25 protein-coding genes are annotated in these 24,460 nt (G+C 72.4%); 7 read left to right on the plus strand and 18 right to left on the minus strand.

Annotation, left to right across the window (positions count from 1 at the left end; translation table 11 throughout):
• Window positions 1-3 precede the first annotated feature (3 nt).
• Genes ACQPXB_RS25720 through ACQPXB_RS25735 form a run of 4 tightly spaced genes read left to right on the plus strand, consistent with a single transcriptional unit; the run spans window position 4 to window position 3,269 of the window.
• The gene (locus tag ACQPXB_RS25720) at window positions 4-1,389 is read left to right on the plus strand and encodes a sensor histidine kinase (protein ID WP_432844712.1); all 1,386 of its coding nucleotides are present in this window, start codon (window positions 4-6) and stop codon (window positions 1,387-1,389) included.
• Complete coding sequence (locus ACQPXB_RS25725) at window positions 1,386-2,354, plus strand: TAXI family TRAP transporter solute-binding subunit (RefSeq protein ID WP_432844713.1); 969 nt, start codon at window positions 1,386-1,388, stop codon at window positions 2,352-2,354. Before ACQPXB_RS25720 ends, ACQPXB_RS25725 begins: the two co-directional genes overlap by 4 nt.
• Window positions 2,351-2,785 carry an acyl-CoA thioesterase gene (locus ACQPXB_RS25730; protein ID WP_366576225.1) on the plus strand — a complete coding sequence of 145 codons (435 nt, stop codon included), beginning with the start codon at window positions 2,351-2,353 and terminating at the stop codon, window positions 2,783-2,785. The genes ACQPXB_RS25725 and ACQPXB_RS25730 overlap by 4 nt, the downstream gene beginning before the upstream one ends.
• 16 nt (window positions 2,786-2,801) lie before the next feature.
• The gene (locus ACQPXB_RS25735; protein WP_432844714.1) at window positions 2,802-3,269 is read left to right on the plus strand and encodes a tRNA (cytidine(34)-2'-O)-methyltransferase; all 468 of its coding nucleotides are present in this window, start codon (window positions 2,802-2,804) and stop codon (window positions 3,267-3,269) included.
• Window positions 3,270-3,275: 6 nt separating this feature from the next.
• On the opposite strand, the gene ACQPXB_RS25740 is transcribed toward ACQPXB_RS25735, so the two are convergent.
• Genes ACQPXB_RS25740 through ACQPXB_RS25750 form a run of 3 tightly spaced genes read right to left on the minus strand, consistent with a single transcriptional unit; the run spans window position 3,276 to window position 6,270 of the window.
• Window positions 3,276-4,256, minus strand: coding sequence for a VWA domain-containing protein (locus ACQPXB_RS25740; RefSeq protein ID WP_432844715.1), 981 nt, complete (start codon window positions 4,254-4,256; stop codon window positions 3,276-3,278).
• Window positions 4,253-5,200: a DUF58 domain-containing protein gene (locus ACQPXB_RS25745; protein WP_366576231.1), complete on the minus strand. Its 948-nt coding sequence runs from the start codon at window positions 5,198-5,200 to the stop codon at window positions 4,253-4,255. The genes ACQPXB_RS25740 and ACQPXB_RS25745 overlap by 4 nt, the downstream gene beginning before the upstream one ends.
• Before the next feature lie 5 nt (window positions 5,201-5,205).
• Entirely contained in the window at window positions 5,206-6,270 is a 1,065-nt protein-coding gene (locus tag ACQPXB_RS25750) for an AAA family ATPase (RefSeq protein ID WP_432844716.1), read from the minus strand.
• A 380-nt stretch (window positions 6,271-6,650) separates the two neighbouring features.
• On the opposite strand from ACQPXB_RS25750, the gene ACQPXB_RS25755 reads away from it, so the two are divergent.
• Window positions 6,651-7,433: a GNAT family N-acetyltransferase gene (locus ACQPXB_RS25755; RefSeq protein WP_432844717.1), complete on the plus strand. Its 783-nt coding sequence runs from the start codon at window positions 6,651-6,653 to the stop codon at window positions 7,431-7,433.
• Here ACQPXB_RS25755 and ACQPXB_RS25760 read toward each other — a convergent pair.
• Window positions 7,387-8,052 carry an SMI1/KNR4 family protein gene (locus tag ACQPXB_RS25760; protein WP_432844718.1) on the minus strand — a complete coding sequence of 222 codons (666 nt, stop codon included), beginning with the start codon at window positions 8,050-8,052 and terminating at the stop codon, window positions 7,387-7,389. The genes ACQPXB_RS25755 and ACQPXB_RS25760 overlap by 47 nt on opposite strands.
• A gap of 19 nt (window positions 8,053-8,071) precedes the next feature.
• Window positions 8,072-9,403, minus strand: a complete 1,332-nt coding sequence (locus ACQPXB_RS25765) for an NlpC/P60 family protein (protein ID WP_432856787.1) — start codon at window positions 9,401-9,403, stop codon at window positions 8,072-8,074.
• 367 nt (window positions 9,404-9,770) lie between these two features.
• On the opposite strand from ACQPXB_RS25765, the gene acnA reads away from it, so the two are divergent.
• Complete coding sequence (gene acnA / locus ACQPXB_RS25770) at window positions 9,771-12,581, plus strand: aconitate hydratase AcnA (protein WP_432844719.1); 2,811 nt, start codon at window positions 9,771-9,773, stop codon at window positions 12,579-12,581.
• Between the two features lie 180 nt (window positions 12,582-12,761).
• Here the strand turns inward: acnA and ACQPXB_RS25775 are convergent, their stop codons facing one another.
• The 6 genes from ACQPXB_RS25775 to ACQPXB_RS25800 all read right to left on the minus strand — a co-directional run bounded on the left by ACQPXB_RS25775 (window position 12,762) and on the right by ACQPXB_RS25800 (window position 18,676).
• Window positions 12,762-13,232 (minus strand): nitroreductase family deazaflavin-dependent oxidoreductase, encoded by a 471-nt coding sequence (locus ACQPXB_RS25775; RefSeq protein WP_364048815.1) that lies wholly within the window; start codon window positions 13,230-13,232, stop codon window positions 12,762-12,764.
• Window positions 13,225-14,196 carry an L-histidine N(alpha)-methyltransferase gene (egtD, locus tag ACQPXB_RS25780; protein WP_432844720.1) on the minus strand — a complete coding sequence of 324 codons (972 nt, stop codon included), beginning with the start codon at window positions 14,194-14,196 and terminating at the stop codon, window positions 13,225-13,227. The genes ACQPXB_RS25775 and egtD overlap by 8 nt, the downstream gene beginning before the upstream one ends.
• Window positions 14,193-14,957 carry an ergothioneine biosynthesis protein EgtC gene (gene egtC / locus ACQPXB_RS25785; protein WP_432844721.1) on the minus strand — a complete coding sequence of 255 codons (765 nt, stop codon included), beginning with the start codon at window positions 14,955-14,957 and terminating at the stop codon, window positions 14,193-14,195. The genes egtD and egtC overlap by 4 nt, the downstream gene beginning before the upstream one ends.
• Before the next feature lie 5 nt (window positions 14,958-14,962).
• Window positions 14,963-16,312 (minus strand): ergothioneine biosynthesis protein EgtB, encoded by a 1,350-nt coding sequence (gene egtB / locus ACQPXB_RS25790; RefSeq protein ID WP_432844722.1) that lies wholly within the window; start codon window positions 16,310-16,312, stop codon window positions 14,963-14,965.
• Window positions 16,309-17,571, minus strand: a complete 1,263-nt coding sequence (locus tag ACQPXB_RS25795; RefSeq protein ID WP_366576247.1) for a glutamate-cysteine ligase family protein — start codon at window positions 17,569-17,571, stop codon at window positions 16,309-16,311. The genes egtB and ACQPXB_RS25795 overlap by 4 nt, the downstream gene beginning before the upstream one ends.
• Window positions 17,572-17,749: 178 nt before the next feature.
• Window positions 17,750-18,676 carry a LysR family transcriptional regulator gene (locus ACQPXB_RS25800; protein WP_285966861.1) on the minus strand — a complete coding sequence of 309 codons (927 nt, stop codon included), beginning with the start codon at window positions 18,674-18,676 and terminating at the stop codon, window positions 17,750-17,752.
• 120 nt (window positions 18,677-18,796) lie between these two features.
• Between ACQPXB_RS25800 and ACQPXB_RS25805 the strand changes: the two genes are divergently transcribed.
• Entirely contained in the window at window positions 18,797-19,996 is a 1,200-nt protein-coding gene (locus ACQPXB_RS25805; protein WP_432844723.1) for a Glu/Leu/Phe/Val dehydrogenase dimerization domain-containing protein, read from the plus strand.
• 96 nt (window positions 19,997-20,092) lie between these two features.
• On the opposite strand, the gene pip is transcribed toward ACQPXB_RS25805, so the two are convergent.
• The 7 genes from pip to ACQPXB_RS25840 are packed head-to-tail and all read right to left on the minus strand — an operon-like array spanning window position 20,093 to window position 24,431.
• Entirely contained in the window at window positions 20,093-21,034 is a 942-nt protein-coding gene (pip, locus tag ACQPXB_RS25810; protein WP_432844724.1) for a prolyl aminopeptidase, read from the minus strand.
• 35 nt (window positions 21,035-21,069) lie between these two features.
• A complete protein-coding gene (locus ACQPXB_RS25815) occupies window positions 21,070-21,201 on the minus strand; it encodes a hypothetical protein (protein ID WP_432844725.1) in 132 nt (43 codons plus the stop codon).
• Window positions 21,202-21,236: 35 nt separating this feature from the next.
• A complete protein-coding gene (locus ACQPXB_RS25820) occupies window positions 21,237-21,368 on the minus strand; it encodes a hypothetical protein (protein WP_432844726.1) in 132 nt (43 codons plus the stop codon).
• 35 nt (window positions 21,369-21,403) lie between these two features.
• Complete coding sequence (locus ACQPXB_RS25825; RefSeq protein ID WP_432844727.1) at window positions 21,404-22,153, minus strand: ESX secretion-associated protein EspG; 750 nt, start codon at window positions 22,151-22,153, stop codon at window positions 21,404-21,406.
• A complete protein-coding gene (locus tag ACQPXB_RS25830; protein WP_432844728.1) occupies window positions 22,150-23,424 on the minus strand; it encodes a WXG100 family type VII secretion target in 1,275 nt (424 codons plus the stop codon). Before ACQPXB_RS25830 ends, ACQPXB_RS25825 begins: the two co-directional genes overlap by 4 nt.
• A complete protein-coding gene (locus ACQPXB_RS25835) occupies window positions 23,425-24,042 on the minus strand; it encodes a DUF3558 domain-containing protein (RefSeq protein ID WP_366576261.1) in 618 nt (205 codons plus the stop codon).
• Window positions 24,039-24,431 (minus strand): hypothetical protein, encoded by a 393-nt coding sequence (locus ACQPXB_RS25840; RefSeq protein ID WP_366576263.1) that lies wholly within the window; start codon window positions 24,429-24,431, stop codon window positions 24,039-24,041. The genes ACQPXB_RS25835 and ACQPXB_RS25840 overlap by 4 nt, the downstream gene beginning before the upstream one ends.
• Window positions 24,432-24,460 lie beyond the last annotated feature (29 nt).

Below are 24,460 nucleotides of genomic sequence, written 5' to 3' on the forward strand. Positions count from 1 at the left end.
GCGGTGCGCACCCGCCTGCTCGTCGTTCTGGTCGCGCTCGCGCTGCTCGTGGTGGCCGCGTTCGCGGTGCCGCTGCTGGCGAGCACCGCGGAGCAGCGCACGCAGCAGCTGGTGATCTCCCGCAGCAGCGACGTCGACAGGTTCGGAGTCCTGGCGCAGCAGGCGGTCGACGCCCACGACCCGGCGGCCCTCGACGCCGAAGCCGAGCGGTACTCGGCGCTCTACGGCGAGGCCGTGGTGGTCGTCGACGCGCAGCGCGCGCCGCTGGTGCAGACGGGTGGGCTCACGGCCGCGGCGCCGGAGGTGCGTGCGCTCGTGGAGGCGACCATGCGCAACGAGCCGGCGCCGCGCGTCGAGCGGCTGAGCCCGTGGTCGGCCGGGCCGGTGCTGTTCGCGCGGCCGGTGGGTTCGGGCACGCGGGTGGCCGGCGTGGTGGTGCTGCGCGCTTCCGTGGCCGCGGCGGCCGCCGACGTCGCCGCCCGCTGGAGCGCGATCGCGGCCGGGGCGCTGCTCGTGGCCGCCGTGTTCGTCCTGCTGGCGGTGCTGCTGGCCCGGTGGATGGTGCGGCCGCTGGTGGAGCTCGAGACGGGTGTGCTGGCCGTCGCGGGCGGCCACCGCGCACAGGTACCGGAAAGCTCCGGGCCGCGCGAGCTGCGGTCGCTGGCGGCTTCGGTGAACCGCATGTCCGACGCCGTGGCCGAGGCCGCCGACCAGCAGCACCGGCTCGTCGCGGACACCTCCCACCAGCTGCGCAACCCGATGGCCGCGCTGCGGCTGCGCGTCGACTCCCTCGCCTCGGCCGAGGCCGACCAGCCCGCGTACCGCGCGATCGTCGCGGAGGTCGAGCGACTCGAACGCATCCTCGACGGGCTCCTGGCGCTCGCCACCGCGGAGTCCACCGCCACCCGCATCGCCGCCGGCGCGGCGGACGAACCGGCCGACCTCGCCGCCGTGCTCGCCGAGCGCGTCGACGCCTGGCGCCCCGCCGCCGACGACGTCGGGGCCACCCTGCTCCCCTGCTCTGGCCACGACGAACCGGTCCTCGTCCACACTCCCGAGGGCGAGCTCGCGCAGATCCTCGACGTGCTCCTCGACAACGCGGTCCACCACGCCGGCCGCGGCGCCACCATCTCCGCCGCGTGGGAGACCTCGCCGGGCGCCGCCACCCTCGTCATCACCGACGACGGCCCCGGTCTGCCCACCGCCGACCTGGCCCGCGCGACGGACCGCTTCTGGCGCGCCGGCGGCGACGGCGCGCCCCGCGGCACGGGCCTCGGCCTCGCCATCGCGCGCGAGCAGACCCGGGCCCGCGGGGGCACCCTCGAACTGCGCGCCAACGCCCCGCACGGGTTGCAGGTCCGCGTGACCCTGCCGGCGGTGACGCCATGACGATCACGCGCCGCACGGCGTTGCTCGGCGGACTCGGCCTCGCGCTGGCCGGGTGCGCACCCGCGTATCGCGGCCCCGAGCGGCCCGTCACGATCGCCGCCGGGGAGGAGGGCGGGTTCTACCTGGCGTTCGCGGAGGTGCTCGCGGCCGAGGTGAGCCGGGCGGAGCCGCGCTTGCACTGCACGGCTGTGCCGACCGAGGCGAGTGTCGTGAACGTCGAGCGAGTCCGCGACGGAAAGGCCGACCTGGGACTGGTGCTCGCGGACGTCGCGCAGTCGGCGCTCGCGGGCCGGGCGCCGTTCCCCGCGCCGGTGCCGGTGCAGGCGCTGGGCCGCGTCTACGAGAACTACCTGCAGCTCGTGGTGCGCGCGGACGATCACTTCGCGCAGCTGCGGGACCTGGCCGGACGGCCGGTGTCCGTCGGCGCGGGCGGATCGGGCGCCGCGCAGCTGGGCGAGCGCGTGTTCGCGGCGGCGGGCGTGTCGGTGGTGGCGCAGCACTTGCCGCTGGCGGACGCCATCGCCGCGCTGCAGAGCCAGCGCATCGACGCGCTCCTGTGGTCCGGCGGCCTCCCGACCCCGGCGCTGGCCGAGCTCAACCGCACGACGCCGCTCGCCCTGCTGCCGCTCGCGTCGGTGATCCCCGCGCTGCGCGCGAAGCACGGGCCGGTCTACGAACAGGTCCAGGTCCCCGCCGGCGCGTACGCGGGAGTCGGGGCGCCGGCGACGATCGGCGTGGCGAACCTGCTCGTCTGCGCCCCGCGGCTGCCTTCGGACGTCGCCGCGGCGGTGGTGCGGGTGCTCGCCGGGCGCGCGGCCGATCTGGTCCCGGCACAAGCCGTCGGGACGCAGTTCCTCGACGTGCGCACGCTCATCGGCACCCAGCCCGTGCCGCTGCACCCCGGGGCCGCCGACACGTACCGGGCGCTCCACGGCGGATCCGCGCTCGCTAGATTGGTCGCGTGACCCCACCGCGCCGACCGCTGGTCGAGATGCCCTTGCGCGTGCGCTACCACGAGTGCGACGGCCAGGGGATCGTCTTCAACGCGCACTACCTGGCCTACGTCGACATGGCCTCCTTCGAGGTCGAGAAGGCGCTGTTCGGCTCGCACGAGGCGTTCCTGGCCACGGGGATCGACGTGGTGGTCGCGGAGTCGAACCTGCGCTACCGCGCGCCGTGCCGCTACGACGACGACCTCGTGGTGTCGGTGTTCCTCACCCATCTCGGGACCACGTCGATGGTCTACGAGTCGGAGATCCGCCGCGGCGGCAAGCTCACCACCGAGGCGAAGATCCGCTACGTGTTCATCGACCCCGTGACCCTGCGCAAGACCGAGCCGCCCGCCGCCGTGCGCGACGTCTACGCGGCCCACCTGCCCGCACCCACCGCTTCCTGACGTTCGAGGTCCGGCCATGTTCCGCGTGCTCTTCTACCACCCCGAGATCCCGCCGAACACCGGCAACGCCATCCGGCTGGCCGCCAACACCGGCTGTGAGCTGCACCTGGTGGAGCCGCTGGGGTTCACGCTCGAGGACAAGCAGCTGCGCCGCGCCGGGCTCGACTACCACGACCTCGCCCGCGTCCACGTGCACGCGGACCTCGCCGCCGCATGGCACGCGCTGTTGCCGGCCAAGGTCTACGCGTTCAGTGCCAAGGCCACGCGCCTCTACACCGACGTGGCCTACGAACCCGGCGACGTGCTGCTGTTCGGCCCGGAGTCCGCCGGCCTGCCCGACGCCGTGCAGCACTCGGCCGAGATCACCGACCGGGTGCGGCTGCCGATGCTGCCCACGAGCCGCTCGCTCAACCTGGCCAACACCGCGGCCATCACGATCTACGAAGCCTGGCGGCAGAACGGGTTCGGCCCGCCGCCAGGCTGACGCCCGCTACGGGAGTCTCTGCCCGATCAGCAACGCGGCCGCCGCCCCGACCATCAGCACCAGGGTGCCGATCACGACCCAGGGCTTGCTCGCGTCGGCGTTCTTGAGCTCGTAACCGATCTGCTCGCCGAGGTCGGCGTAGACCTTCTTCAGCTCGTCGGCGCTGGCGGCCTTGTAGAAGTCGCCGCCGGACAGCCGGGCGATCTCCTTCAGGGAGTCGTCGTCGACCCGCACGTCCTGTGGTTTGCCCTCGATGTCGACCGAACCGTGGGTGGTGCCGAACGAGATCGACGAGATCGGCATCTGCGCCTGCTTCGCCGCCTGCGCCGCGGTGTACGCGCCGCGCGGGGCGTAGAGATCCTCCGGCACGGTCTGCTTGCCGTCGCTCATCAGCACGATGCGCGCCGGCGGCGGACCGTCGGCGCCGCCGACCACGGCCGAGAAGCTCTCGATCGACTGCATGGCCGCGAAGATGCCTTCACCGGTCGCGGTGGACTGCGCGAGCTTCAGGTTGTCGATCGCCTTCACCACGCCGGCGCGGTCGGTGGTCGGGTTGACCAGGACGGTCGCGGTGCCCGCGAAGGAGATCAGCCCGAGGTTCACGCCCGGGGTCATGTTCTCCGCGAACTGCTTGGCCGCGTCCTGTGCCGCCTTCAGGCGGTTGGGCGTGACGTCGGTGGCCTCCATCGACAGCGACACGTCGATCACCAGCACGACCGTGGCGCGGTTGCGCGGCACCTTCTGCTCGGCGGTAGGCCCGGCCAGGGCCACTGTCAGCACAAGCAGCGACAGCACGATCAGCACCGCCGGCAGGTGCCGGATCCAGCCCTGCGTCTTCGGCGCGACCTTGTCGAGCAGCTCCAGGTTCGCGAACCGCATCACGCGCTTGCGCCGCGCGCGCTGGGCGAGCACGTAGGCGACGGCGACGGCCGCCACCAGGATCAGCAGCAGGAACCACCACGGCGACGTGAACCCGGCCAAGCTCATGCGACACCTCCCGACCAGCGGCGCTTGCGGGCGACCACGAACCGCACCATGTCGGCGATCCAGTCGGAGTCGGTGCGCAGCACCAGGTGCGCCGCACCCGCGCGGCGCAGCCCGGCCGCGACGTCCTGCCGGTGGGCGTGCGCCGCGGCGCCGAACTCCTTGCGCAGCAAGGCGGAAGCGTGCACTTCGCGCTGTTTCCCTGTCTCCGGGTCGGCCAGGACGACGGTGCCCACGTCGGGCAGGTCCACGTCGCGCGGGTCGAGGACTTCGATGGCGATGAGCTCGTGGTGCCCGCCGAGCGCGCGCAACGGCCGCTGCCAGTCGGTGGGTCCCAGGAAGTCCGAGATCACCACGCCCAGGCCCCGCCGCCGCGGCGGACGGCGAAGCTGCTCCAGCGCGTCGGCGAGATCTCCCCGGACGCCTTCGGGCGCCCGCGGGGTCTCGGCCAGCCGCCGGATCAGGCCGCGCGCGTGGGCGAGCCCGCCGCGCGCGGGGATGCGGTTCACACCCTGGCCGTTGGACACGAGCGCGCCGATGCGGTTGCCGCCCCCGCCGGTGAGGTGGGCGACGGCGGCCGTCGCGCACACCACCAGGTCGCGTTTCTCGCACAGCGCGGTGCCGAAGTCGAGGCTCGCGGACATGTCCGCGACCACCCACGTCTCCAGCTCGCGGTCGGCCACCGTCTCGCGGATGTGCGGGGTGGTCGTGCGGGCCGTGACGGCCCAGTCCATCCGCCGCACGTCGTCGCCCGGCTGGTACGGCCGCGCCTCACCCGGCTCGGAGCCGGGACCCGGCACGAGGCCGAGGTGGTTGCCCTGCAGCAGGCCGTCGAGCCGGCGGCGGACGTCGAGCTCCAGCGTGCGCAGCCCCGCCTCCAGGCGGTCGCCGCGCAGCACCGGGGGCGCCCACCCGGGACGCTCGTCTTTCTGCGCCTTCCCTGCCACGCCGACTACCTGAGGGGCGCGCCCGCCGGCACCGGCCCGGTCCCGCCCTGCGGCCGGGCCGAGACCTGCGGCAGGGGCACCGTCTGCAGCACGCGGGTGATGATGTGGTCCACGGGCACGCCGTCGGCCAGCGCGTCGTAGGACAGGACGAGGCGGTGGCGCAGCACGTCGGGCACCACGTCGACGACGTCCTGCGGCAGCACGTAGTCACGGCCGCGCACCAGCGCGAGCGCGCGGGCGGCGGCGATGATGCCGAGGCTCGCGCGCGGCGACGCGCCGTAGGACACCCAGCCCGCGACGTCGGCCAGGCCGTGGTCGTTGGGCGTGCGGGTGGTGAGCACGAGGCGGACCACGTAGTCGACCAGCGCGTGGTGCACGAACACCTGCGACGCGACGCCCTGCAGGCGCACGAGCTCGCTGGGGCTGAGCACCTCGTGGGGCACCGGCGGCGTGACGCCCATCCGGTAGATGATCTCGCGCTCTTCCTCGGCCGTGGGGTACTCGACCACGATCTTGAACAGGAAGCGGTCGCGCTGCGCCTCGGGCAGCGGGTACACGCCCTCGTTCTCGATCGGGTTCTGCGTGGCGAGCACGAGGAACGGGTCGGGCATCGGGAAGGTCTGGCCGCCGATCGACACGTGCCGCTCGGCCATCACCTCCAGCATCGCCGACTGCACCTTCGCGGGCGCGCGGTTGATCTCGTCGGCGAGCACGAAGTTGGCCACGACCGGGCCCAGCTCCACGTCGAAGCGCTCGGCGCCCTGGCGGTAGATGCGCGTGCCGAGGATGTCGGCCGGCACGAGGTCGGGCGTGAACTGCACCCGGGAGAACGACCCGCCGACCACCCGCGCGAAGGTCTCCACGGCCAGCGTCTTCGCGACACCGGGCACGCCTTCCAGCAGCAGGTGCCCCTTCGCCAGCAACCCGACGAGCATGCGCTCCACCAGCCGGTCCTGGCCGACGATGATGCGCTTGACCTCGAACACGGTGCGTTCCAGCAACTGGGCGTCCCGCGCCGGCGTGCCGGGCTGCTGCCCGTTCCCGCCCTCGGCGTAGCCGGGCTCGGTCACTCTGCCTCCTGTGGTTCTGCTTCCTCCGGGCTCGCCCGCGACCGTACTGCTTCCCGGTGGTCGAAGTCCGCGCGGCACGCTGGCCCGTGACGGTAGCCAAGCGCATCAGCGGTGTGACAGCTGTGAAGACCGTGTCAGCGACGCCGGCGCAGGTCGCGCGGCGTGTCGTGATCGTCGGTTTTGACCGGTTCGACCTGCGGTTCGATGCAGCCGCGACCCTCCCCTGCGGCGGCGCGGGCGCGGGCAAGTGGTCCACAGTGGACTCAACCGCGGCTTCCCCTGCACGTCAGCTCCGGCTTGTCCACACCGGACAGTCAATGGACGGCCCGCCGGCGAACGCGATCCCCCGCCTACTCCCCCGCCCACGCTAGCGTTCTCTCATGACCGACCCCCTGCTGGCCGCCTACGACGCCGAAGTGCGCACCGCCGAGCTGACCACACCGGAACCGGGCACGACCCTGGACCGCGACGCTCCCGTCACCCGCATCCTCGGCGCCCGGCGCGGTTTCGTGGCGGGGCCGCCGGACCTCGGCGTGGCCGGCGCTTCGCTGGACGCCCTCATCGCCCGCCAGGTCCGCTTCTTCGCCGCACGCGGTGAAGCTTTCGAATGGAAAACCCGCGCCCACGACCGTCCCGCCGATCTGCCCGACCACCTGCTCGCCGCCGGATTCGCACCGGAGGAAACGGAAACGGTCCTCATCGCGCCCCTCGACGCGATTTCCCCCTCGGCTCCGCCCCCGCCCGACGTCACCATCCGCGAAGCCTCCGGCGAGGCCGATCTGCGCCGCATCGCCCACCTCAGCGCCACCATCTTCGGCAGTGACGAGGCCGCCACCCTCCGCGACCTCCTCGCGCGCACCCGCGCCGACCACGGCACGACGGTCCACGTCGTCGCCGAGTCCGCCGGGCACTTCGTCTCCGCCGCCCGCCTGGAACTCGTCGGCGGCACCACCTTCGCCGGCCTCTGGGGCGGCGCCACCCTCCCGGCCTTCCGGGGCCGCGGCCTCTACCGCGCGCTCGTCGCCCACCGCGCCGCCACCGCCCGCACCCGCGGCGCCCGCTACCTCCAGGTCGACGCCCTCCCGCCGAGCCGCCCGATCCTGCAGCGCCTCGGCTTCACCGCCGTGACCACGACCACGCCGTACGTCTGGAGCCCGGCCTAGGCCGGCCCACCGCGGCCTCGACCCCGGCCGGCCGGCCGAGGTACCAGCGGTCGAACGTCATCCGGCCGTGGCCGTCGGCCTGCGGTCCGATCCCGCCGTCGGAGGCCTCGCCGTCGAACCACAGTGCGCCGCGGTCGGGACCCGTCACCACGAGGAGGTCGTAGTGGCCGCAGCCCTGGTGGCTGAGCGGCAGGGTGCCGTGGGTGTCGGCCTCGTCGCGGGCATCGAGCGAGCGGGACAGCTGCGGCCATCGCTCCTGCGGGATCTTCGTGAAGTCCGGCCATTCGGCGTGGTGGAAGAGCTCTCGGTGCGGAAACTCCGCCCGCAGGTCCACGGAGGCGCCACGCCGGTCGCCTGCGGCGAACTCCCAGCGCCGGCCGGACCGGCCGAAGCCCAGCAGCCCGTAACCCGGACCCGCCCCGCCGGCGCCGACCTCCACGAGGAAGCTGCGGTACGGCTCCGGCAAAAGTGCCCCGAACTGCTCCTCGATCGCCTCGACGTCGCGTTCGCTCAGCGGTGGAGCCGGCCGGAACCCGTGGGCGGTCGCGCCGAACACCGAGCGCGCTGCGCGCCGCTTCGCCAGCCGCGCCAGCCGCTCGCGGACGCCGCCCCAGGTCACGAGGGACGAGCGTAGGGCCTCAGCCGATCAGCCGGGTCGCGTACGGCATGATCCCGCCGTAGCGCACGGCCGTCACGCGGACGTACGAGCCGGACTGCGGGGCCTCCACCATCTGGCCGCCGCCGAGGTACAGGGCGACGTGGTGGATGCCGCCCGCGCCGCCCCAGAAGAGCATGTCACCGCGGCGCATCTGGGACAGCGGGACGCGGCGGCCGGAGGTGTACTGGTAGCCGCTGTAGTGCGGCAGGGCGCGCACGCCGGCGAAGGCGTAGATCATCAGGCCGGAGCAGTCGAAGCCGATCTTGCGGTAGTCGCCGTACATGTCGGCGACGCCGCCGTCGTGGATGCCGCGAGTGGGGCCGCTGCCGTTGCCGCCGCCCCAGGCGTACGGACGGCCCAGCTGCGAGAGCGCGCGGGCGATCACGGACTCGATCGACGAGCCCGCCGCGGGCGAAGGCCGGCCACCGCCGCCGGAGGAGGGACGGCCGCCGCCGCCCGAAGAATTCAACGCCGCCTGGCGGGCGCGTTCCTCGTCCTCGCGCTGCTTCTGCGCGAGCCAGTCCTGGTAGCGCCGGCGCTGGCCCTGCAGGCCGTTGACCTTCGACTGCGCCGCGTAGAGCTGCTGCTCGACCGAGCTCTTGCTCGCCTGCAGCTGCTGGTTCTGCGACGCCTGGGTCTGCTGCGCCTGCACGGCGTCGGCCTGGGCGGCGTCGGCGCCGCTCTTCGCCTGGCGCGCGGCTTCCTGCTTCTGCTGCGCGACGTCGAGGGCCTTGCGGGCGGCGGCGTCCTTGTTGGACTTGTCCGTCTGCGCCTGCTGGAGGCGGTCGAGCGCGTTGAGGCGCGAGCCGCCGATGGAGTCGAGGATCTGGGCGCGGGCCAGCAGGTCCTTGGGGCTGTCGGAGGTCAGGTACGCCGAGATGGAGCCGACCGTGCTGCCCTGCTCGAAGCTGGCCGCCGCGAACTCCTTGAGGTCCTGGCGCGCCTTCTCGATGGCGGCCGCCGCGGCATCGGCCTGCGTGCGCGCGGACTTCGCGGCGTCCTCGGCCTGGCTCGCGGCGTCCTGCGCCGACTGCAGGTCGACCAGGGCCTTCATGGCCTGTTCCTGCTTCAGCTCCACGTCGTCCTGCAGCGAGCTGAGCTTCTGCTCGGCCTGCGCGAGCTGGTTGGTGAGCTTGCCGACCTCGCCGGCCTTCTCGTTGGCCGCGGCCTTCGACGAATTCAGCTCGGAGTCGCTCGGGTTGGGCGGGGGCGGCGGCACCGCCAGGCCCGTGCCCGTTGCTCCGAACAGGACCACGAGAGCGAAGGAGCCGACAGTGAGACCACGCCGCAAGACCCGTCCACGCCGGACCACCACGACCCGCCACCTCCCGCTCACCAGCGCCTGCCAGCAGTGATCACACCGCGTGCCACTGCAGTCACACCACTATCACAAGCCTCAGGCGGAACTCACACACCGTAGACACCAATTCCCCTCATCGGGGGACCCCCGACGTTCGGCGTGTCCGAATGGCCCAGCTCACTCCGCGTGTCGTCTTGAAGTGAATACAGGACACGCGTACTGTTTGGGGCGACGGACGAGGTGTGCCATCCCGATTCCGGTCCTACGGTGGGGGTGCGCAAGACTCGGTCGCGGTCTTCCCGAGGACCGCGAAACACACACCGAACTGACCCGGGGCCCGCACCCGCGACGGCGCGAGTCCCCGCCACTGGAGTTAGACGTGACTGCACCTGCCAGCAAGGACAGCTTCGGCGCCAAAGACACGCTGAAGGTCGGAGACAACTCGTACGAGGTCTTCCGCCTGAACAAGGTCGAGGGCGCCGAGCGCCTGCCGTACAGCCTGAAGATCCTGCTCGAGAACCTGCTGCGCACCGAGGACGGCGCGAACATCACCGCCGACCACATCCGCGCGCTCGGCAACTGGGACCCCAGCGCCGACCCGTCCATCGAGATCCAGTTCACGCCCGCGCGCGTGATCATGCAGGACTTCACCGGCGTTCCTTGCGTCGTGGACCTCGCCACCATGCGCGAGGCCGTCACCGACCTCGGCGGCGACCCCGACAAGGTGAACCCGCTGGCGCCGGCCGAGCTGGTCATCGACCACTCCGTGATCATCGACGTGTTCGGCCGCGCCGACGCGTTCGAGCGCAACGTCGAGATCGAGTACGAGCGCAACCGCGAGCGCTACCAGTTCCTGCGCTGGGGCCAGGGCGCCTTCGACGAGTTCAAGGTCGTCCCGCCGGGCACCGGCATCGTGCACCAGGTCAACATCGAGCACCTCGCGCGCACGGTCATGGCCCGCAACGGCCAGGCCTACCCCGACTCCTGCGTCGGCACCGACTCGCACACCACGATGGTCAACGGCCTGGGCGTGCTGGGCTGGGGCGTCGGCGGCATCGAGGCCGAGGCCGCCATGCTGGGCCAGCCGGTGTCGATGCTCATCCCGCGCGTGGTCGGCTTCAAGCTGACCGGCGAGATCCCGACCGGCGTGACCGCCACCGACGTGGTGCTCACCATCACCGAGATGCTGCGCAAGCACGGTGTGGTCAGCAAGTTCGTCGAGTTCTACGGCGACGGCGTCGCCTCGGTGCCACTGGCCAACCGCGCCACCATCGGCAACATGAGCCCCGAGTTCGGCTCCACCGCGGCGATCTTCCCGATCGACGACGAGACCATGCGCTACCTCAAGCTCACCGGCCGCTCGGCCGAGCAGGTCGCACTCGTCGAGGCCTACGCCAAGGAGCAGGGCCTCTGGCACGACGCGTCCCACGAGCCGGTCTACTCCGAGTACATCGAGCTGGACCTCTCCACGGTCGTCCCGTCGATCGCCGGCCCGAAGCGCCCGCAGGACCGCATCGAGCTGTCCGACGCCAAGGAGTCGTTCCGCAAGTCGGTGCACGACTACGTGGAGGAGCAGCACCCGGCGCCGCACACCAAGGTCGACGAGACCATCGAGGAGACCTTCCCCGCGAGCGACCCGGCTTCGCTGTCGTTCGCCGACGAGGACGCCGTGCCGGTGGCCTCGGCCGCCAACGGCGCGTCGGGCCGCCCGTCCAAGCCGGTCACGGTGAAGTCGGACGAGCGCGGCGAGTTCGTGCTCGACCACGGCGCCGTGGTGATCGCCTCGATCACCTCGTGCACCAACACCTCGAACCCGTCCGTGATGCTGGGCGCGGCACTGCTCGCCCGCAACGCGGTGGACAAGGGCCTCACGGTCAAGCCGTGGGTCAAGACGTCGATGGCGCCGGGCTCGCAGGTCGTGACCGACTACTACAACAAGGCCGGCCTGTGGCCGTACCTGGAGAAGCTGGGCTACCACCTGGTCGGCTACGGCTGCACCACCTGCATCGGCAACTCCGGCCCGCTGTCGGACGAGATCTCGGCCGCGATCCAGGAGAACGACCTCACCGCCGTCTCGGTGCTCTCGGGCAACCGGAACTTCGAAGGCCGCATCAACCCCGACGTGAAGATGAACTACCTCGCGTCGCCGCCGCTGGTCATCGCCTACGCGCTCGCCGGCACGATGGACTTCGACTTCGAGCGCCAGCCGCTGGGCCAGGACACCGACGGCAACGACGTCTTCCTGAAGGACATCTGGCCGACGCCGCAGGAGATCCAGGAGACCATCGACTCCTCGATCACCCAGGAGATGTTCACCAAGGACTACGCCGACGTCTTCGACGGTGGCGAGCGCTGGAAGGCGCTGCCCACGCCCGAGGGCAAGACCTTCGAGTGGGACTCCGAGTCCACCTACGTCCGCAAGCCCCCGTACTTCGAGGGCATGCAGGCCGAGCCGGCGCCGGTCACCGACATCTCCGGCGCGCGCGTGCTGGCGAAGCTGGGCGACTCGGTCACGACCGACCACATCTCCCCCGCCGGTGCGATCAAGGCCGACACCCCGGCCGGCAAGTACCTCACCGAGCACGGCATCGATCGCAAGGACTTCAACTCCTACGGCTCGCGCCGCGGCAACCACGAGGTCATGATCCGCGGCACCTTCGCGAACATCCGGCTGCGCAACCAGCTGCTGGACGACGTGCAGGGCGGCTACACCCGTGACTTCACCCAGGACGGCGCCCCGCAGGCGTTCATCTACGACGCTGCGCAGAACTACGCCGCGCAGGGCACCCCGCTGGTCGTGCTGGGCGGCAAGGAGTACGGCTCGGGCTCGTCGCGTGACTGGGCGGCCAAGGGCACCTCGCTGCTGGGCGTGCGCGCGGTGATCACCGAGTCGTTCGAGCGCATCCACCGCTCGAACCTCATCGGCATGGGCGTCATCCCGCTGCAGTTCCCGGCCGGCGAGTCGGCCGCGTCGCTGAAGCTGGACGGCACGGAGACCTTCGACATCTCGGGCATCACCAAGCTGAACGACGGGGAGACCCCGCGCACGGTGCACGTCACCGCCACCAAGGAAGACGGCACCAAGGTGGAGTTCGAAGCCGACGTCCGCATCGACACCCCGGGCGAGGCCGACTACTACCGCAACGGCGGCATCCTGCAGTACGTGCTGCGCAAGATGACCAACGCCTGATCTAGCACTGCCTGACCAGTCTGGTCGGAACACACGCGAAGGCCGCTCCGGGACTCCCCCGGGGCGGCCTTCGCCGTTCGTGCGTCAAACCTGCGCGGCTTCCCAGCACGCCCTCGTCACCGACGATTCCGTCGGCAGGGCGCGACACCGCCTACTCCGTCTTGGTGAGCACCGCCTTCGCTAGCGCCGCGACAGCACGAACACCGGCAGCGGCCGCCCGGCCGCGACGCGTTCCATCTCGTAGCCCGGCCAGAACGCGAGCAGCTCGGACCACATCCGGTCGTACTCGGCGCCTTCGAGCTCGCGGGCCTTGACTTCCACGACCCGCGCGCGGATCCCGACTGTCGCTTTGGGATCCGCGCGCAGGTTGTAGGTCCAGGCCGGGTTGTTCGGCCGGCCCCAGTTCGACCCGGTGAGCACGAAGTCGTCGCCGTGCGGGAAGTACAGCAGGTTCGTGCTGCGGGGCAGCCCGCTCTTGCGCCCGGTCGTGGTCAGCCGCAGGGACGGCAGGCCCGCGATGCCGACGAGGCTCACCCGCCCGCCGAAGAAGCGGTGCAGCTTCTGGTCGGTCCAGATGATGCCGCGCGAGAGCGTCATCACGAAGGGCCGGGTACCGAGCTTGCGAGCGAAGGGCTCGAGGGGGTTACGCACGAACAGATCTTGCCAAACTCACCCCGAACCGCTCCTGGGAGTCCGTCCACCAGCGCTCGACGGCGAACCCGGCGGCGGCCAGCTCCGCCTCGACGCCGGTACGGCGGAACTTCGCGGAGATCTCCGTGCGGATGTGCTCGCCCGCCGCGAAGCGCACCTGCAGGTCGGCGCCCGGAATGTCGACGGTGACCTCGCGCCGGGCCCGCAGCCACATCTCGATCCACTCGTCCTCGGCGTTCCAGTACGAGACGTGCTCGAAGGTGTCGAGGTCGAAGTTCGCCCCCAGCTGAGAGTTGATCACCCGCAGCACGTTGCTGTTGAAGGCGGCGGTGACCCCGGCCGCGTCGTCGTAGGCGCGCTCCAGCGTCTCGCGGTCCTTCACCAGGTCTGTGCCCAGCAGCAGCCACTCGCCCTCGTCGAGCACGTCGCGCACCGACCTCAGGAACGTGGCGCGTTCGGCGGGCAGGAAGTTGCCGATCGTCCCGCCGAGGAACGCCACCACGCGCGGCGAGGTGCCCGGCAGCAGGTTCAGGTGCTGGGTGAAGTCGCCGACGACACCGCGCACCTCCAGCTTCGGGTAGTCCGCCGCGATCGCCTCGGCGGCCTCGGCCAGCGCCGACTCCGACACGTCGAGGGGCACGAACGACTCGAGCGTGCCGTGCTCGGTCAGCGCGTCGAGCAGCAGCCGCGTCTTCTCGCTCGACCCGGACCCGAGCTCGACGAGCGTGTGCGCGTCGGTGAGCCGCGCGACGTCACCGGCCCGCGCGGCGAGCACCTCACGCTCGCTGCGGGTCGGGTAGTACTCGGGCAGCTCGGTGATCTTCTCGAACAGCTCGCTGCCCTCGGCGTCGTAGAACCACTTGGGCGGCAACCACTTCTGCTCCGCCGTCAGGCCCGTTCGCACGTCCGCGCGAAGCTCGCCCGCGACGTCGCGGCGATGGCTTTCGAGATCCACATCCGTCATGAGGTGGTGCTCCGATCCAGGGTCAGGGGAAGCAGTTCGACGCCGGCCTCGGTGACGCGCACGGCGTGGTGCTCGGGAACGGGGGTCCAGGCCGGGTCCGGGTCGCACGGCTCCGACGCCAGCACCACACCGCCGGCCACGGACCGCACCGACAGCGCATGCGTCCACGTGGTGCCGATCAGTGTGGTGCCGTCGGTCAGCAGGAAGTTCAGCCGCGAACCCGGAGCCGCGGCCTCGACCTCGGCGATCAGGTCGGTGACCGCGGCCAGCGGGTCGGCTCCGTCGCGGAGCCGGGCGCGCAGCAGCGCCCACAGCAGCGCCGCGTCGGTGGGCGCCTCGAGCGTGAGCAGTTCGGTCACGTCGAGCGACTTCGCCAGCCCGGCCATCGAACCGGGCCAGCCGCGGACCACGCCGTTGTGGCTGAACAGCCACCGCCCGTCGGTGAACGGCGCCGCGGCCGCCTCGGTCACCGGCATCCCGGTGGTGCCGTTGCGGACCGCGGCGACGAACGTCGTGGTCGAGACCGCGGCGGCCAGCGCGGGCAGCGTCTGGTCCGTCCACAGTGGAGACGCACGCCGGTAGCGCTGCGGCGCACCACCGGGCTCGGGGTACCAGCCGAGGCCGAAGCCGTCGGCGTTGACCGAGCCGCCGCCTCGCATGTCCTGCGGCGCGTAGGACTGCACGAGCAGCGCGTGGGGCGCCGCGAACACGAGCTCGGCGGGCGAGACGGGCGCGCCGAGGTACGCGAGGTGCCGGCACATGCCGCTCAGCTCACCTCGCCGGGCCGGGGGTCACGGGCGCAGCGGAAGCCGGAGAAGATCTGCCGCCGGATCGGGTAGTCCCAGTTGCGGAACGTGCCGCGGATCGCCGCCGAGTCGGTGCCGAACGAACCCCCGCGCAGCACCTTGTACTCCGGGCCGAAGAACACCTCCGAGTACTCGCGGTACGGGAAGGACGCGAAGCCCGGGTAGCCGTGGAAGTCGGTGCTGGTCCACTCCCACACGTCACCGATCAGCTGGTGCACACCGAGCGGCGACGCCCCGGCCGGGTACGCGCCGGCCTCGGCCGCGCGCAGGTGGCGCTGGCCGAGGTTGGCGTGCTCGGCCGTCGGTTCCTCGTCGCCCCAGGGAAAACGCCGCGACCGGCCCGTCTCCGGGTCGTGGCGCGCGGCCTTCTCCCACTCCGCCTCGGTGGGCAGCCGCTTGCCCGCCCACGCGGCGTACGCCTCGGCCTCGTAGTACGACACGTGCACCACGGGCTCGTTCACCGGCACCGGCTCGTGGACGCTGAACCTCGTGCGCCACCAGCCACCCGGCTCGCGGTGCCAGAAGCGCGGCGCCGTGATGTCGTGCTCCTGCCGGTAGGCCCAGCCGGGCTCGCTCCAGAACCGCCGCTCGTCGTAGCCGCCGGACTCGAGGAACTCGACGTAGGCCCCACACGTGACCGCGCCGGTGTCGAGGAAGTACGCCGGCACGTCGATCTCGTGCGCCGGGCGCTCGTTGTCCAGCGCCCACGGCTCGGCCGTGGTCCCCATGGTGAAGCGGCCGGCCGGCACGAAGACCTCGGCGGGCAGCCGGCCCGCCCGCGCGGCCGGCGGCTCCGGCGCGTGCAGCACCGGCTCGCCCTTGCGCAGCTGGTGGGTGGCCAGCATCGTCTCGTCGTGCTGCTGCTCGTGCTGGGTGATCATGCCGAACGCGAACGCGCTCTCGGTGAGCCGGCTGCCCTCCAGCGGCGCGGTCTCCAGCACGTCGAACGCCTTCTCTCGGACCTCGCGCACGTACGCGCGGGCCTCGGCCGGGCCGAGCAGCGGCAGGGCCGGCCGGTCGGCGCGCGCGTGCTGGAACGCGTCGTAGAGGTCGTCGATGTCGGGGCGCAGCGGCTCACGCCCGCCCACGTCGCGGACCAGCCACAGCTCTTCCTGGCTGCCGATGTGCGCGAGGTCCCAGACCAGCGGCGACATCAGCTTCGAGTGCTGGCGGACCAGATCCTCGTCGTCGACGGCGTCGGTGAGGACGACGCTGCGCGCCCGCGCCCGGGTGAGGGCCTCGGCCGCGTGGGCCCGCAGGTTCTGCGGGCTCAGCTCCAGCAGCGGGTTGTGCTCCGGGGTAACGCTCATCGCTCCTGACTCCTCGATCCGTTCACGCGTGTGCGCACGCTCTCGGTGATCTCAGTGATGGTTCCGGCCGGCAGGCCCGTGGTCGGCAGCTCGGCGATGCCGAGCTCCACGAGCTTGCGCGCGACGGCGGCGATGGCCTCGTCGCCCAGGCCCCGCGTCGCGGCCTCGACCCAGCGGCCCGCCACGGGCGCGCACAAGCGGCGCACCTCGTCCACTGTGGACGGACGGGCGAGCAGGGCCGAGACGACGGCGACCGGCGCCAGCCACTCGCCGGGTGGCTGGGCGTCGAGGTACCGGATCTCCAGGTACCCGTGGGGCCGCACCGGGGTGAACATCGTGGTGAGGTGGTAGTCGAGGTCCTCCGCCGTCGGACGGCGCAGCACCCCGGCCGCACCGCGGCCGTCGATCCAGTCGGCGAACGTGAGCCCGTCCGGCGCGTCCCACGGCCGCTCGCCGCGGGGCAGCACCATCAACGGCGTGTCCATCATCCGCCGCCCCCAGTCGGCGGCAGGGTCTGGACCGGGCTCGGCCGAACGGGTCCGGACCGGTTCGGTCTCGAGCACCGCGAGCCAGCGCGCGGATTCGAGGCCGGTGTCGCGGCCGGCGTGCACCCGGGAGTTGGCGAACGCGGCGAGCAGCGGCGGCCCCATCACGTGGGCCGCCTCCCAGCGCGCGGCGACCTGGTCGGCTTCTCCTGTGTCCACGCAGATCTGCAGCCCGGCGGTGCTGCACATCATGGTGATCCCGCCTTCGCCGATCGGCTCGAACCGGCGCTCCATCGCGGCGTAGCGAGGAGTGCGCAGGGCGCGCCGGGGCGGGCGGTGGGCGTCGATGCCCGACTCGCCGAGCACGAGTCCGTGCCGGGCCAGCAGGCTGACGAGGTGGGAGAGGTCGGCCGAGACGGCTGCGTGCAGATCGGGCAGCGAGGCCTGAGGAAGAGCGGAGATCTCCACCTGGCACCCGGGCTCGAGGCTCACGGGAGAGCCTGCCGGAAGCGGGGTGGCCGGACTGTCGGGGCGCAGTGTCCGCGGGGTGTGCGGGCCGAGCGCCGTGGCCAGGACATCGGGGTCGAGGGGGCGGGCCGGGTCCTCGGCGTGGTGCACCGTGAACTCGAGTTCCACGCCCAGCAGTCTCGGTGGGCCGTGCTTGAAACACACCGAGGCGACGTACGCCTCCCCGGCCGCGCGGTCCGAAAGCACCCGCGCGGTGAGGTTCGACGCACTTCCGGACTTCTCCGGAAAATCGTGCACCGCAGTCATCGTTCGCCGTCCGAGTCAAGGAGGTCCGCGGGGTGGGACCTCTCGTCCTCGGACGCTACACGGAGGGTCTGACAAAATCAGGTGCACGCGAGCGCGCGCGAGATTCACAACACTCTCGTAAGGTCTCCTGACCAGGGTGTTTGTCCTGAAGTTCCCGCACGTTGCTCCGTCCGGATGATCACGGCAGGGCAGGTTCGGTGCCCAAACCGAGCTCCGCGGCGGCGGACTGCACGGCTCCGATCACGAGGTGCAGAGCCGGGCGCCGGATCTCCGTGCGCCGGTAGGCGATCGACACCGTGCGCAGCAGCGGCGTCGTCAACGTGACCACGTCGATGCCGGGCGGCCGCAACAGCCGCAGCCCGAGGTCCGACACGAGCGTGACCCCGAGGCCGGCGCCCACCATGGCCATGGCCGTGGACTGCTCCTCGACCTCGTGGTTGATCTTCGGCGAGAACCCGTGGCGGTGGCACGCCATCCGCATCGCCCGGCCGAAGTGCGACTTCGGGCTGGCGAGGATCCACGGGTGCTCGGCCAGCTCGTCGAGCGACACCGAACCGGCGGGGAACGCGCCCGCGGGCACGGCCGCGTGCAGCCGTTCGATGGCCACGACCGCGCGCTCCAGCCCGTTGTCCCACCGCGTCGGCGCGTCGGAGTAGTCGATGACGAACGACAGGTCGAGCGTGCCGTCGCGCACCGCCTCGGCGGTGTCCTCGGGGGCCAGCTCACGCGTCTTCAGCTGGATTCCCGGGTACTCGGCGGCGAGCGCGGTCAGCGCCGAAGGCAGCAGCCCGGAGGCCACCGACGCCCACACCCCCGCGGTCAGGCGCGCGGACATCGAGCCCTGCGCCTCCTCGAGGGCGAGCGTGGCTCGCTCGACCGAGCCCAGGATCTCCTCGGCGTGCTCGGTCAGCAGCACGCCGAGCTCGGTCAGCTGCACGCGCCGGCCGAGCCGTTCGAACAACTTCGCGCCCACGTCCCGTTCGAGCTGCGCCAGCTGCTGCGACACGGCCGAAGCCGTGTAGTGCAGCGACACCGCGGCAGCTGTCACCGTCCCCCGGCGCCGCAGCTCCCGGAGCATCCGCAGGCGGTGCAACGAAAGCTCCATACAGGAACCCTAAACAACTTCGTGCAGCTTCGTTAACTGGACGCGAAGGCGGTCTCGACCGCACCCTCGAAAGCGGCGGCCGACGAGGGCCGCTCCTGACTCTTGGAGGTGAGTGGCCCGATGCTTCCGCAGAACGCCGAACCGTTGATGAGGCTGACGTGGACCGACCCCGTCACCGGCGCGCACGGTTACCTGGTCGTGCACAGCCTGGTGTCCGGCGTCGCCACGGGCGGCACGCGGATGCGGGCGGGCTGCACCATGGGCGAGGTCGAGGACCTCGCCCGCGGGATGGCGAACAAGACGGCCACGTTCAACCTCCCCGTCGGCGGTGCCAAGGGCGGCATCGACTTCGACCCCAAGGACCCCCACGCCTTCGGCGTGCTCACGCGGTTCTGCGAGTTCCTGCGGCCGTGGCTCGACGCCAGCTGGGTGACCGCCGAGGACCTGGGCGTGCCGCAGCACCTCATCGACTCCGTCTTCGAGAAGCTCGGGCTGGAGCAGTCGTACCACGCCGCGATCCACCGTTCGGCCGATCCCGAGCGCACGCTGCGGCGGGTGCAGGCCGGGCTCAACGCGCCGGTGCCCGGCGGGCTGCTGCTGGGTGACGTGATCGGCGGCTACGGCGTGGCGCAGGCCTGCCTGGGCGCCGCTTCGGCGTGGGGTTGGGACGCGGCGGAGACGACCGTCGCGATCCAGGGCATCGGCACCATGGGCGGCGGCGCCGCGTGGTACCTGCACGAAGCCGGCGTGAAGGTCGTCGCCGTGGCCGACGCGGCGGGCACGCTCTACGACCCCGCGGGCCTCGACGTGCCGGCGCTGCTCGACCTGCGCGACCGCTTCGGCGAGGTGGACCGCTCCCGGCTGCCCGAGGGCGTCCGCACGCTGCCGCGCGAGGCGGTCGTGGCGACCGACGCCGACATCCTCGTGCCGGCCGCGATCTCCTACGCGCTGCGCGTGGACAACGAGAACCTCGTGAAGGCCAAGGTCGTGGTGGAGGCCGCGAACGCGGCGACGACGCCCGAGGCCGAGGCGTCGTTGTCCGCTCGGGGGGTCGCGGTGATCCCGGACTTCGTCGCGAACGCGGGTGCCGCCGCGTGGGCGTGGTGGCTGCTGCTCGGCGAGGTGGGCGCCGACCCGGCGGACTCGTTCCTGCGGCTGCGCACGGAAATGCAGGCGAAGGTGGCGCTGCTGCTCGCGGAGTGGAACCTCGACCGCGTGCCGCCGCGGGTGACCGGCCTGCAGCTGGCCGAGACCACTCGCGCCGCCCGGGCGGCGGAGGCGCAGGCGAACGAGGGTGCGCCTGCCCTGCTCATCCCGTAACCGGCCGGAAGCCCGCAGGGCCGGGGGTCGCGCGGTGTCCCGAGACGGGGCGGGGCACCGCGCGGGACTTCCCCGTGTCACCGGGTTTCCGGGTGCTCAGGCCCGGTCGAGCACGCCGACGAGGACCTCGCCGATCGAGCCGGTGGCCGTCGTGTGCCCGGAGTCGCCGACGAGCAGCAGCTGCGCACCCGGCAGCGCCCGTTCCAGCAGCCACGGCGTGCCGACCAGGTTGCCGAGGTCGAGCGCGCCCTGGACCAGTGTCGCCGGGATCCCGGCGAGCCGGTGGGCGTCGCGCAGGATGGCGCCGTCCTCGCTGAAGCAGCCGTTGGCGAAGTAGTGCGTGACGAGCCGCGCGAACGCCAGCCGGTACGCGGGATCGGTGAACCGCGACGCCGCCGGTTCGATCGAGAGCATCGCGTCCTCCCACTCACACCAGCGGCGGGCGGCGGCTTCGTGGACGGCGGGGTCGGGATCCATCAGCAACCGGTGGTAGGCCCGGGCGAGGTCACCGTCGCGCTCGGCCGTCGGCACGCCGTCGCGGAACTTCGCGAACGCCGCCGGGAACACCGCGCCGAGCCCGCGCGTGAGCAGGTCCAGCTCGGCCTGCCGGTCGGTGGCCAGGCCGAGGAGCACGAGCTCGCTGACGCGCTCCGGGTATCGCTCCGCGTAGAGGAGTGAGAGCGCCGAACCCCAGGACCCGCCGAACAGCAGCCAGGCGTCGATGCCGAGCGTGGTCCGCAGCAGTTCCATGTCCGCGAGCAGGTGCGGGGTGGTGTTGGCCGACAGGTCGGCGACGGGCTCGCCCGCGTGCGGCGTGCTGCGCCCGCAGCCGCGCTGGTCGAACAGCACCACGCGGTAGCGAGCCGGGTCGAAGTACCGCCGGTGCGCCGGCAGGCAGCCACTGCCGGGACCGCCGTGCACGACGAGGGCGGGCTTCCCGGCGGGGTTGCCGCACTGCTCCCAGTACACGGAATGCCCGTCGCCGACGTCCAGCATGCCGGTGCGGTACGGGCTGATCTCGGGGTGCAGTCCAGGCACGGCACCTCCTTTCCTCGACGAAGCGTTCCGGCGAGTCAGAGCAGATCCGCGGCCAGCTCCCGCAGCGCGCGACACAACTCCGCGGGAGTGGCGGGGCCGAGGCGGATCACACCGACGTCCAGCATGCCGGTGCGGTACGGGCTGATCTCGGGGTGCAGTCCAGGCACGGCACCTCCTTTGTTCGACGAAGCGTTCCGGCGAGTCAGAGCAGATCCGCGGCCGGCTCCCGCAGCGCGCGGCACAGCTGAGCGGGGGTGGCGGGGCCGAGATGGATCACACCGACGTCGAGCATGCCGGTGCGGCACGGGGTGATCTCGGGGTGCAGTCCAGGCACGGCACGTCCTTTGTTCGACGAAGCGTTCCGGCGAGTCAGAGCAGATCCGCGGCCAGCGCCCTCAGCGCGCGACACAACTCCGCGGGGGTGGCGGGGCCGAGGCGGATCACTGCGTCCGCGCCGGTGCCGGCGGTGTGGCTGAGGTAGCGGCCCCAGTCGGTGTCGGCGTAGTGCAGGGGTTCCGCCACGCACAGGCGGCGGCCGACCTCGTCGCGGCGGGCCGCGTACAGCTCGCCGCTGCCGTGGACCGGGCGCTGCACGAGGCCGACGACGTCGGCCAGCTCGGGCTCCAGCGGGTAGGCGTCCTCGCCGCGGCGCGCGGCGTCGGCGAGGTCGGAGACGCGGACCGACCGAGGGACGCCGCCACCGGCACCGACGGCCGGCAGCTGCTCGACAAGGGTCTCGACCAGCCGCTGCCGGTCGATCTCCTGCACGCCCACGTGCTCGCCGTCGGACACGGCGAGCACCGCCTGCAGCCCGCTCGCGGCGACGAGCACGCCGTAGGTGCGCCCGCCCGTGGCGACCCAGCCGTAGTACTCCTCCGCCGGCCGCGACAGCAGCGGCAGCCAGTCGAGGAAGTCGACGGTGGCGCGCCCGCGCCGGTCGACGAGGCCCGCCACGGCGAGCGCGTCGTCGACCCGCTTGGCGGCCTCCTCGCGTTCGAGGTCCGACAGCCACACCGGTTCGGGGCGCAGCGTCACGTGCAACGAGCCGACCTGCTCGCGCTCGGCGAGCGCCGCGAGTGCCTCCAGCGGCACGTCGACCCGTCCGGCCACGGCCGTCACTCGCCGATGACCGGCGGGATCGTCCGCTGGTCGGTGCCGAAGAGGGCGTCGGGATCGGGCTCGACGAGGAAGTCGGGCCGGCGGTGCTCGGCGTCCTCCTCCTCTTCCCCGCGGCGGCCGGCGGCACCCGCGGGTCCCATCGCCGTTCCGCGGCTCGCCGAAGCACCACGAGCGGCGGCCGCTTCTTCGGCCGCGACGGCGTTCAGGCCACCGACGCCCGACCGCGTGCCGGCACCGCCCCGCAGTGCCCGGCCTTCCGCCGCACCGCCTTCGCTGCCGGTCCCGCCGCCGAACCGGCCGCCGGACGCACCCCGGCCCGGGGTGCCGCCGGAATCGCCGCCGATGAAGCCGGTCGGGCCGGACGTCGGGGTCTGGCCGCGATCGTTCGGCAGGAACGCCGTGCCGCCCCGGGTGGCGGTCGGGTCCGGCAGAGTCGAGGTGCCCGGCGGGACCACCGTGTTCGTGCCGCCGGTACTGCTCTGCGTCGTGGTCGTGTCCGTCGGGTGGTGTGTACCACCGGTACCGCCCGGATCGCCGGTTCCCCCGGTGCCACCCGGGCCGCCGGTGTGACCGGTGCCGGTGTGGCCGCCCGTGATCACCTGATCGCCGGTGCCGTGGAACCCGGTGGCCGAGGTGCGCCCGCCCGTCCCGGTGCCCGTCGTCCCGCCGGGCGTCGTGCTGCCGAGCGACCCCGGGATGCTCACGCGCCCCGGCGGCGCCGGGGTGGACAGCCGGATCGCCGCGCCGTCGGACTGCAGCGTGCCGTACTGCGTCGGCAGCACCGACTTCGTGCTCGTGGTGACGCCGTTGTACTGGTCCATCACGCGCACGTTGGTGTCGTTGGCGGCGTTGTACTTGTTCAGCTTGTCCTGGTACGAGTTCTGGTCGTGGGCCGCCATGAACGGCCCCGCGATCGGGATCGCCGCCTTCAGCCCCGTCGTCCACGGGCTCGGCTTGTCCGGCTTCGGCGGCACCTCGACCACGGCGTGGCTCGAGTCCTCGAAGCTGCTCGCCTGCATCTCCACCGACGCGTTGGTCATGTCGAGCGGGTCGGCGGTGTCCGCGAACGCCTTCTCCAACGGACCCGCGCCCGCGTTGGCGGCGTCGGCGCCGTTGCCCGTCCAGGACTTCGCCATGCGGTCCTGGAGGTCCTTGATGCTCTGCGCCCGCTCCAGGTACGCCGACGACAGCTCCTGCACCTGCGTGGCCGCGGTCCGCAGCCCCGAGGTGTTGCCGGTTCTGAAGTTCTGGTAGATCTGCTTGCCGTCCACCTAAGCCCCCTTGAGTGTGCCGACGACGGCGCCCGCCACGGTTTCCGCGACCTGGCACGAATCCTGCTCGCCCTGATAACCCTGGGCCGCGGTGGCGAACGCGAGGTCGTCCGCGAGACCCACCCACAGGGTGCAGTTGCCGCGCGCCCTGCGGTCGCTGAGATCGCTGAACACCGCGGGGTGACCGGCCACCGAGGGAGCGGGGTCCACGAAGCCGAGTTGCCCCGCGTCCTTCGCGCGGTAGACGCCGGCGAGGCCGCCCATCCCCTGGTCACGGTTCCCCGTGCCGATGATGATCTGGACGCTGAGCCCTTCCGCACCGATCTGCCAGCCACAACCGGGCCCCGCCTCGGCGAACGGCCCGGTCACGGTCGCTTCGCCCGGCGCCGGATAGCGCAGCCCGGCCAGCACGCTCTCCGGCACGAGCGCGCAAGGTTTGCCCAGGTACGCGGCCGGATCGAGCGGATCCGCCACCTTCGGTGCACGGGCGTCGGGAGCGGTGCCCGAGGCACTGCCCAGGGCCGGCTCCGCGGTACCCGCGGTGGGTGCCGAACACCCGGCCGCCATCGCGGCGACCACGAGCGCGGCGCACGCCGCCCTCGTGCCGGTTGCCCTCATCGTGCCTGGCCGAGCTCGGCGTTCGCCCGGTCGGTCGCCACGGTCTTGTCCTTCGCCGCCTTCAGCTTCTCGAGGTAGCCCTGCACGTACTGGCGCATCGAATCGTTCTGCTCCTGCAGCGCGCGCAACGAGTCGCCACCGGTGGTGGCGTAACCACTGCTGGCGGGATCCTTGCCGGGAGCTTTCAGCGCCGTGACGATTTCCGTGATCTTGCGGCCGTCGGCCGTGATCTTCGTGAGCTGGTCTTCCCACAGCCCGATCACGGTGTCCAGCTCGGCGGGCTCCATCTCGAAGGAACCGCCACCGCCCCCGCCGCCGTAGACCGGACCGCGGCTCGAGACGTCGCCGAAGACGGTTTGGGCCGCACGGCCCGCTTCGCCGATGATCAAGGCCCGTTCCTCTCCCCAGTCTCACTCAC

The organism is Amycolatopsis sp. CA-161197, from assembly GCF_050942255.1.
Lineage (GTDB): Bacteria > Actinomycetota > Actinomycetes > Mycobacteriales > Pseudonocardiaceae > Amycolatopsis.

Coding starts and splice junctions, on each gene's coding strand:
- ACQPXB_RS25725 (WP_432844713.1), top strand. CDS start 1,386: ATGACGATCACGCGCCGCACGGCGTTGCTCGGCGGACTCGGCCTCGCG.
- ACQPXB_RS25735 (WP_432844714.1), top strand. CDS start 2,802: ATGTTCCGCGTGCTCTTCTACCACCCCGAGATCCCGCCGAACACCGGC.
- ACQPXB_RS25740 (WP_432844715.1), bottom strand. CDS start 4,256: ATGAGCTTGGCCGGGTTCACGTCGCCGTGGTGGTTCCTGCTGCTGATC.
- ACQPXB_RS25755 (WP_432844717.1), top strand. CDS start 6,651: ATGACCGACCCCCTGCTGGCCGCCTACGACGCCGAAGTGCGCACCGCC.
- egtD (WP_432844720.1), bottom strand. CDS start 14,196: ATGACGGATGTGGATCTCGAAAGCCATCGCCGCGACGTCGCGGGCGAG.
- egtC (WP_432844721.1), bottom strand. CDS start 14,957: ATGTGCCGGCACCTCGCGTACCTCGGCGCGCCCGTCTCGCCCGCCGAG.
- egtB (WP_432844722.1), bottom strand. CDS start 16,312: ATGAGCGTTACCCCGGAGCACAACCCGCTGCTGGAGCTGAGCCCGCAG.
- ACQPXB_RS25795 (WP_366576247.1), bottom strand. CDS start 17,571: ATGACTGCGGTGCACGATTTTCCGGAGAAGTCCGGAAGTGCGTCGAAC.
- ACQPXB_RS25800 (WP_285966861.1), bottom strand. CDS start 18,676: ATGGAGCTTTCGTTGCACCGCCTGCGGATGCTCCGGGAGCTGCGGCGC.
- ACQPXB_RS25805 (WP_432844723.1), top strand. CDS start 18,797: ATGCTTCCGCAGAACGCCGAACCGTTGATGAGGCTGACGTGGACCGAC.
- ACQPXB_RS25835 (WP_366576261.1), bottom strand. CDS start 24,042: ATGAGGGCAACCGGCACGAGGGCGGCGTGCGCCGCGCTCGTGGTCGCC.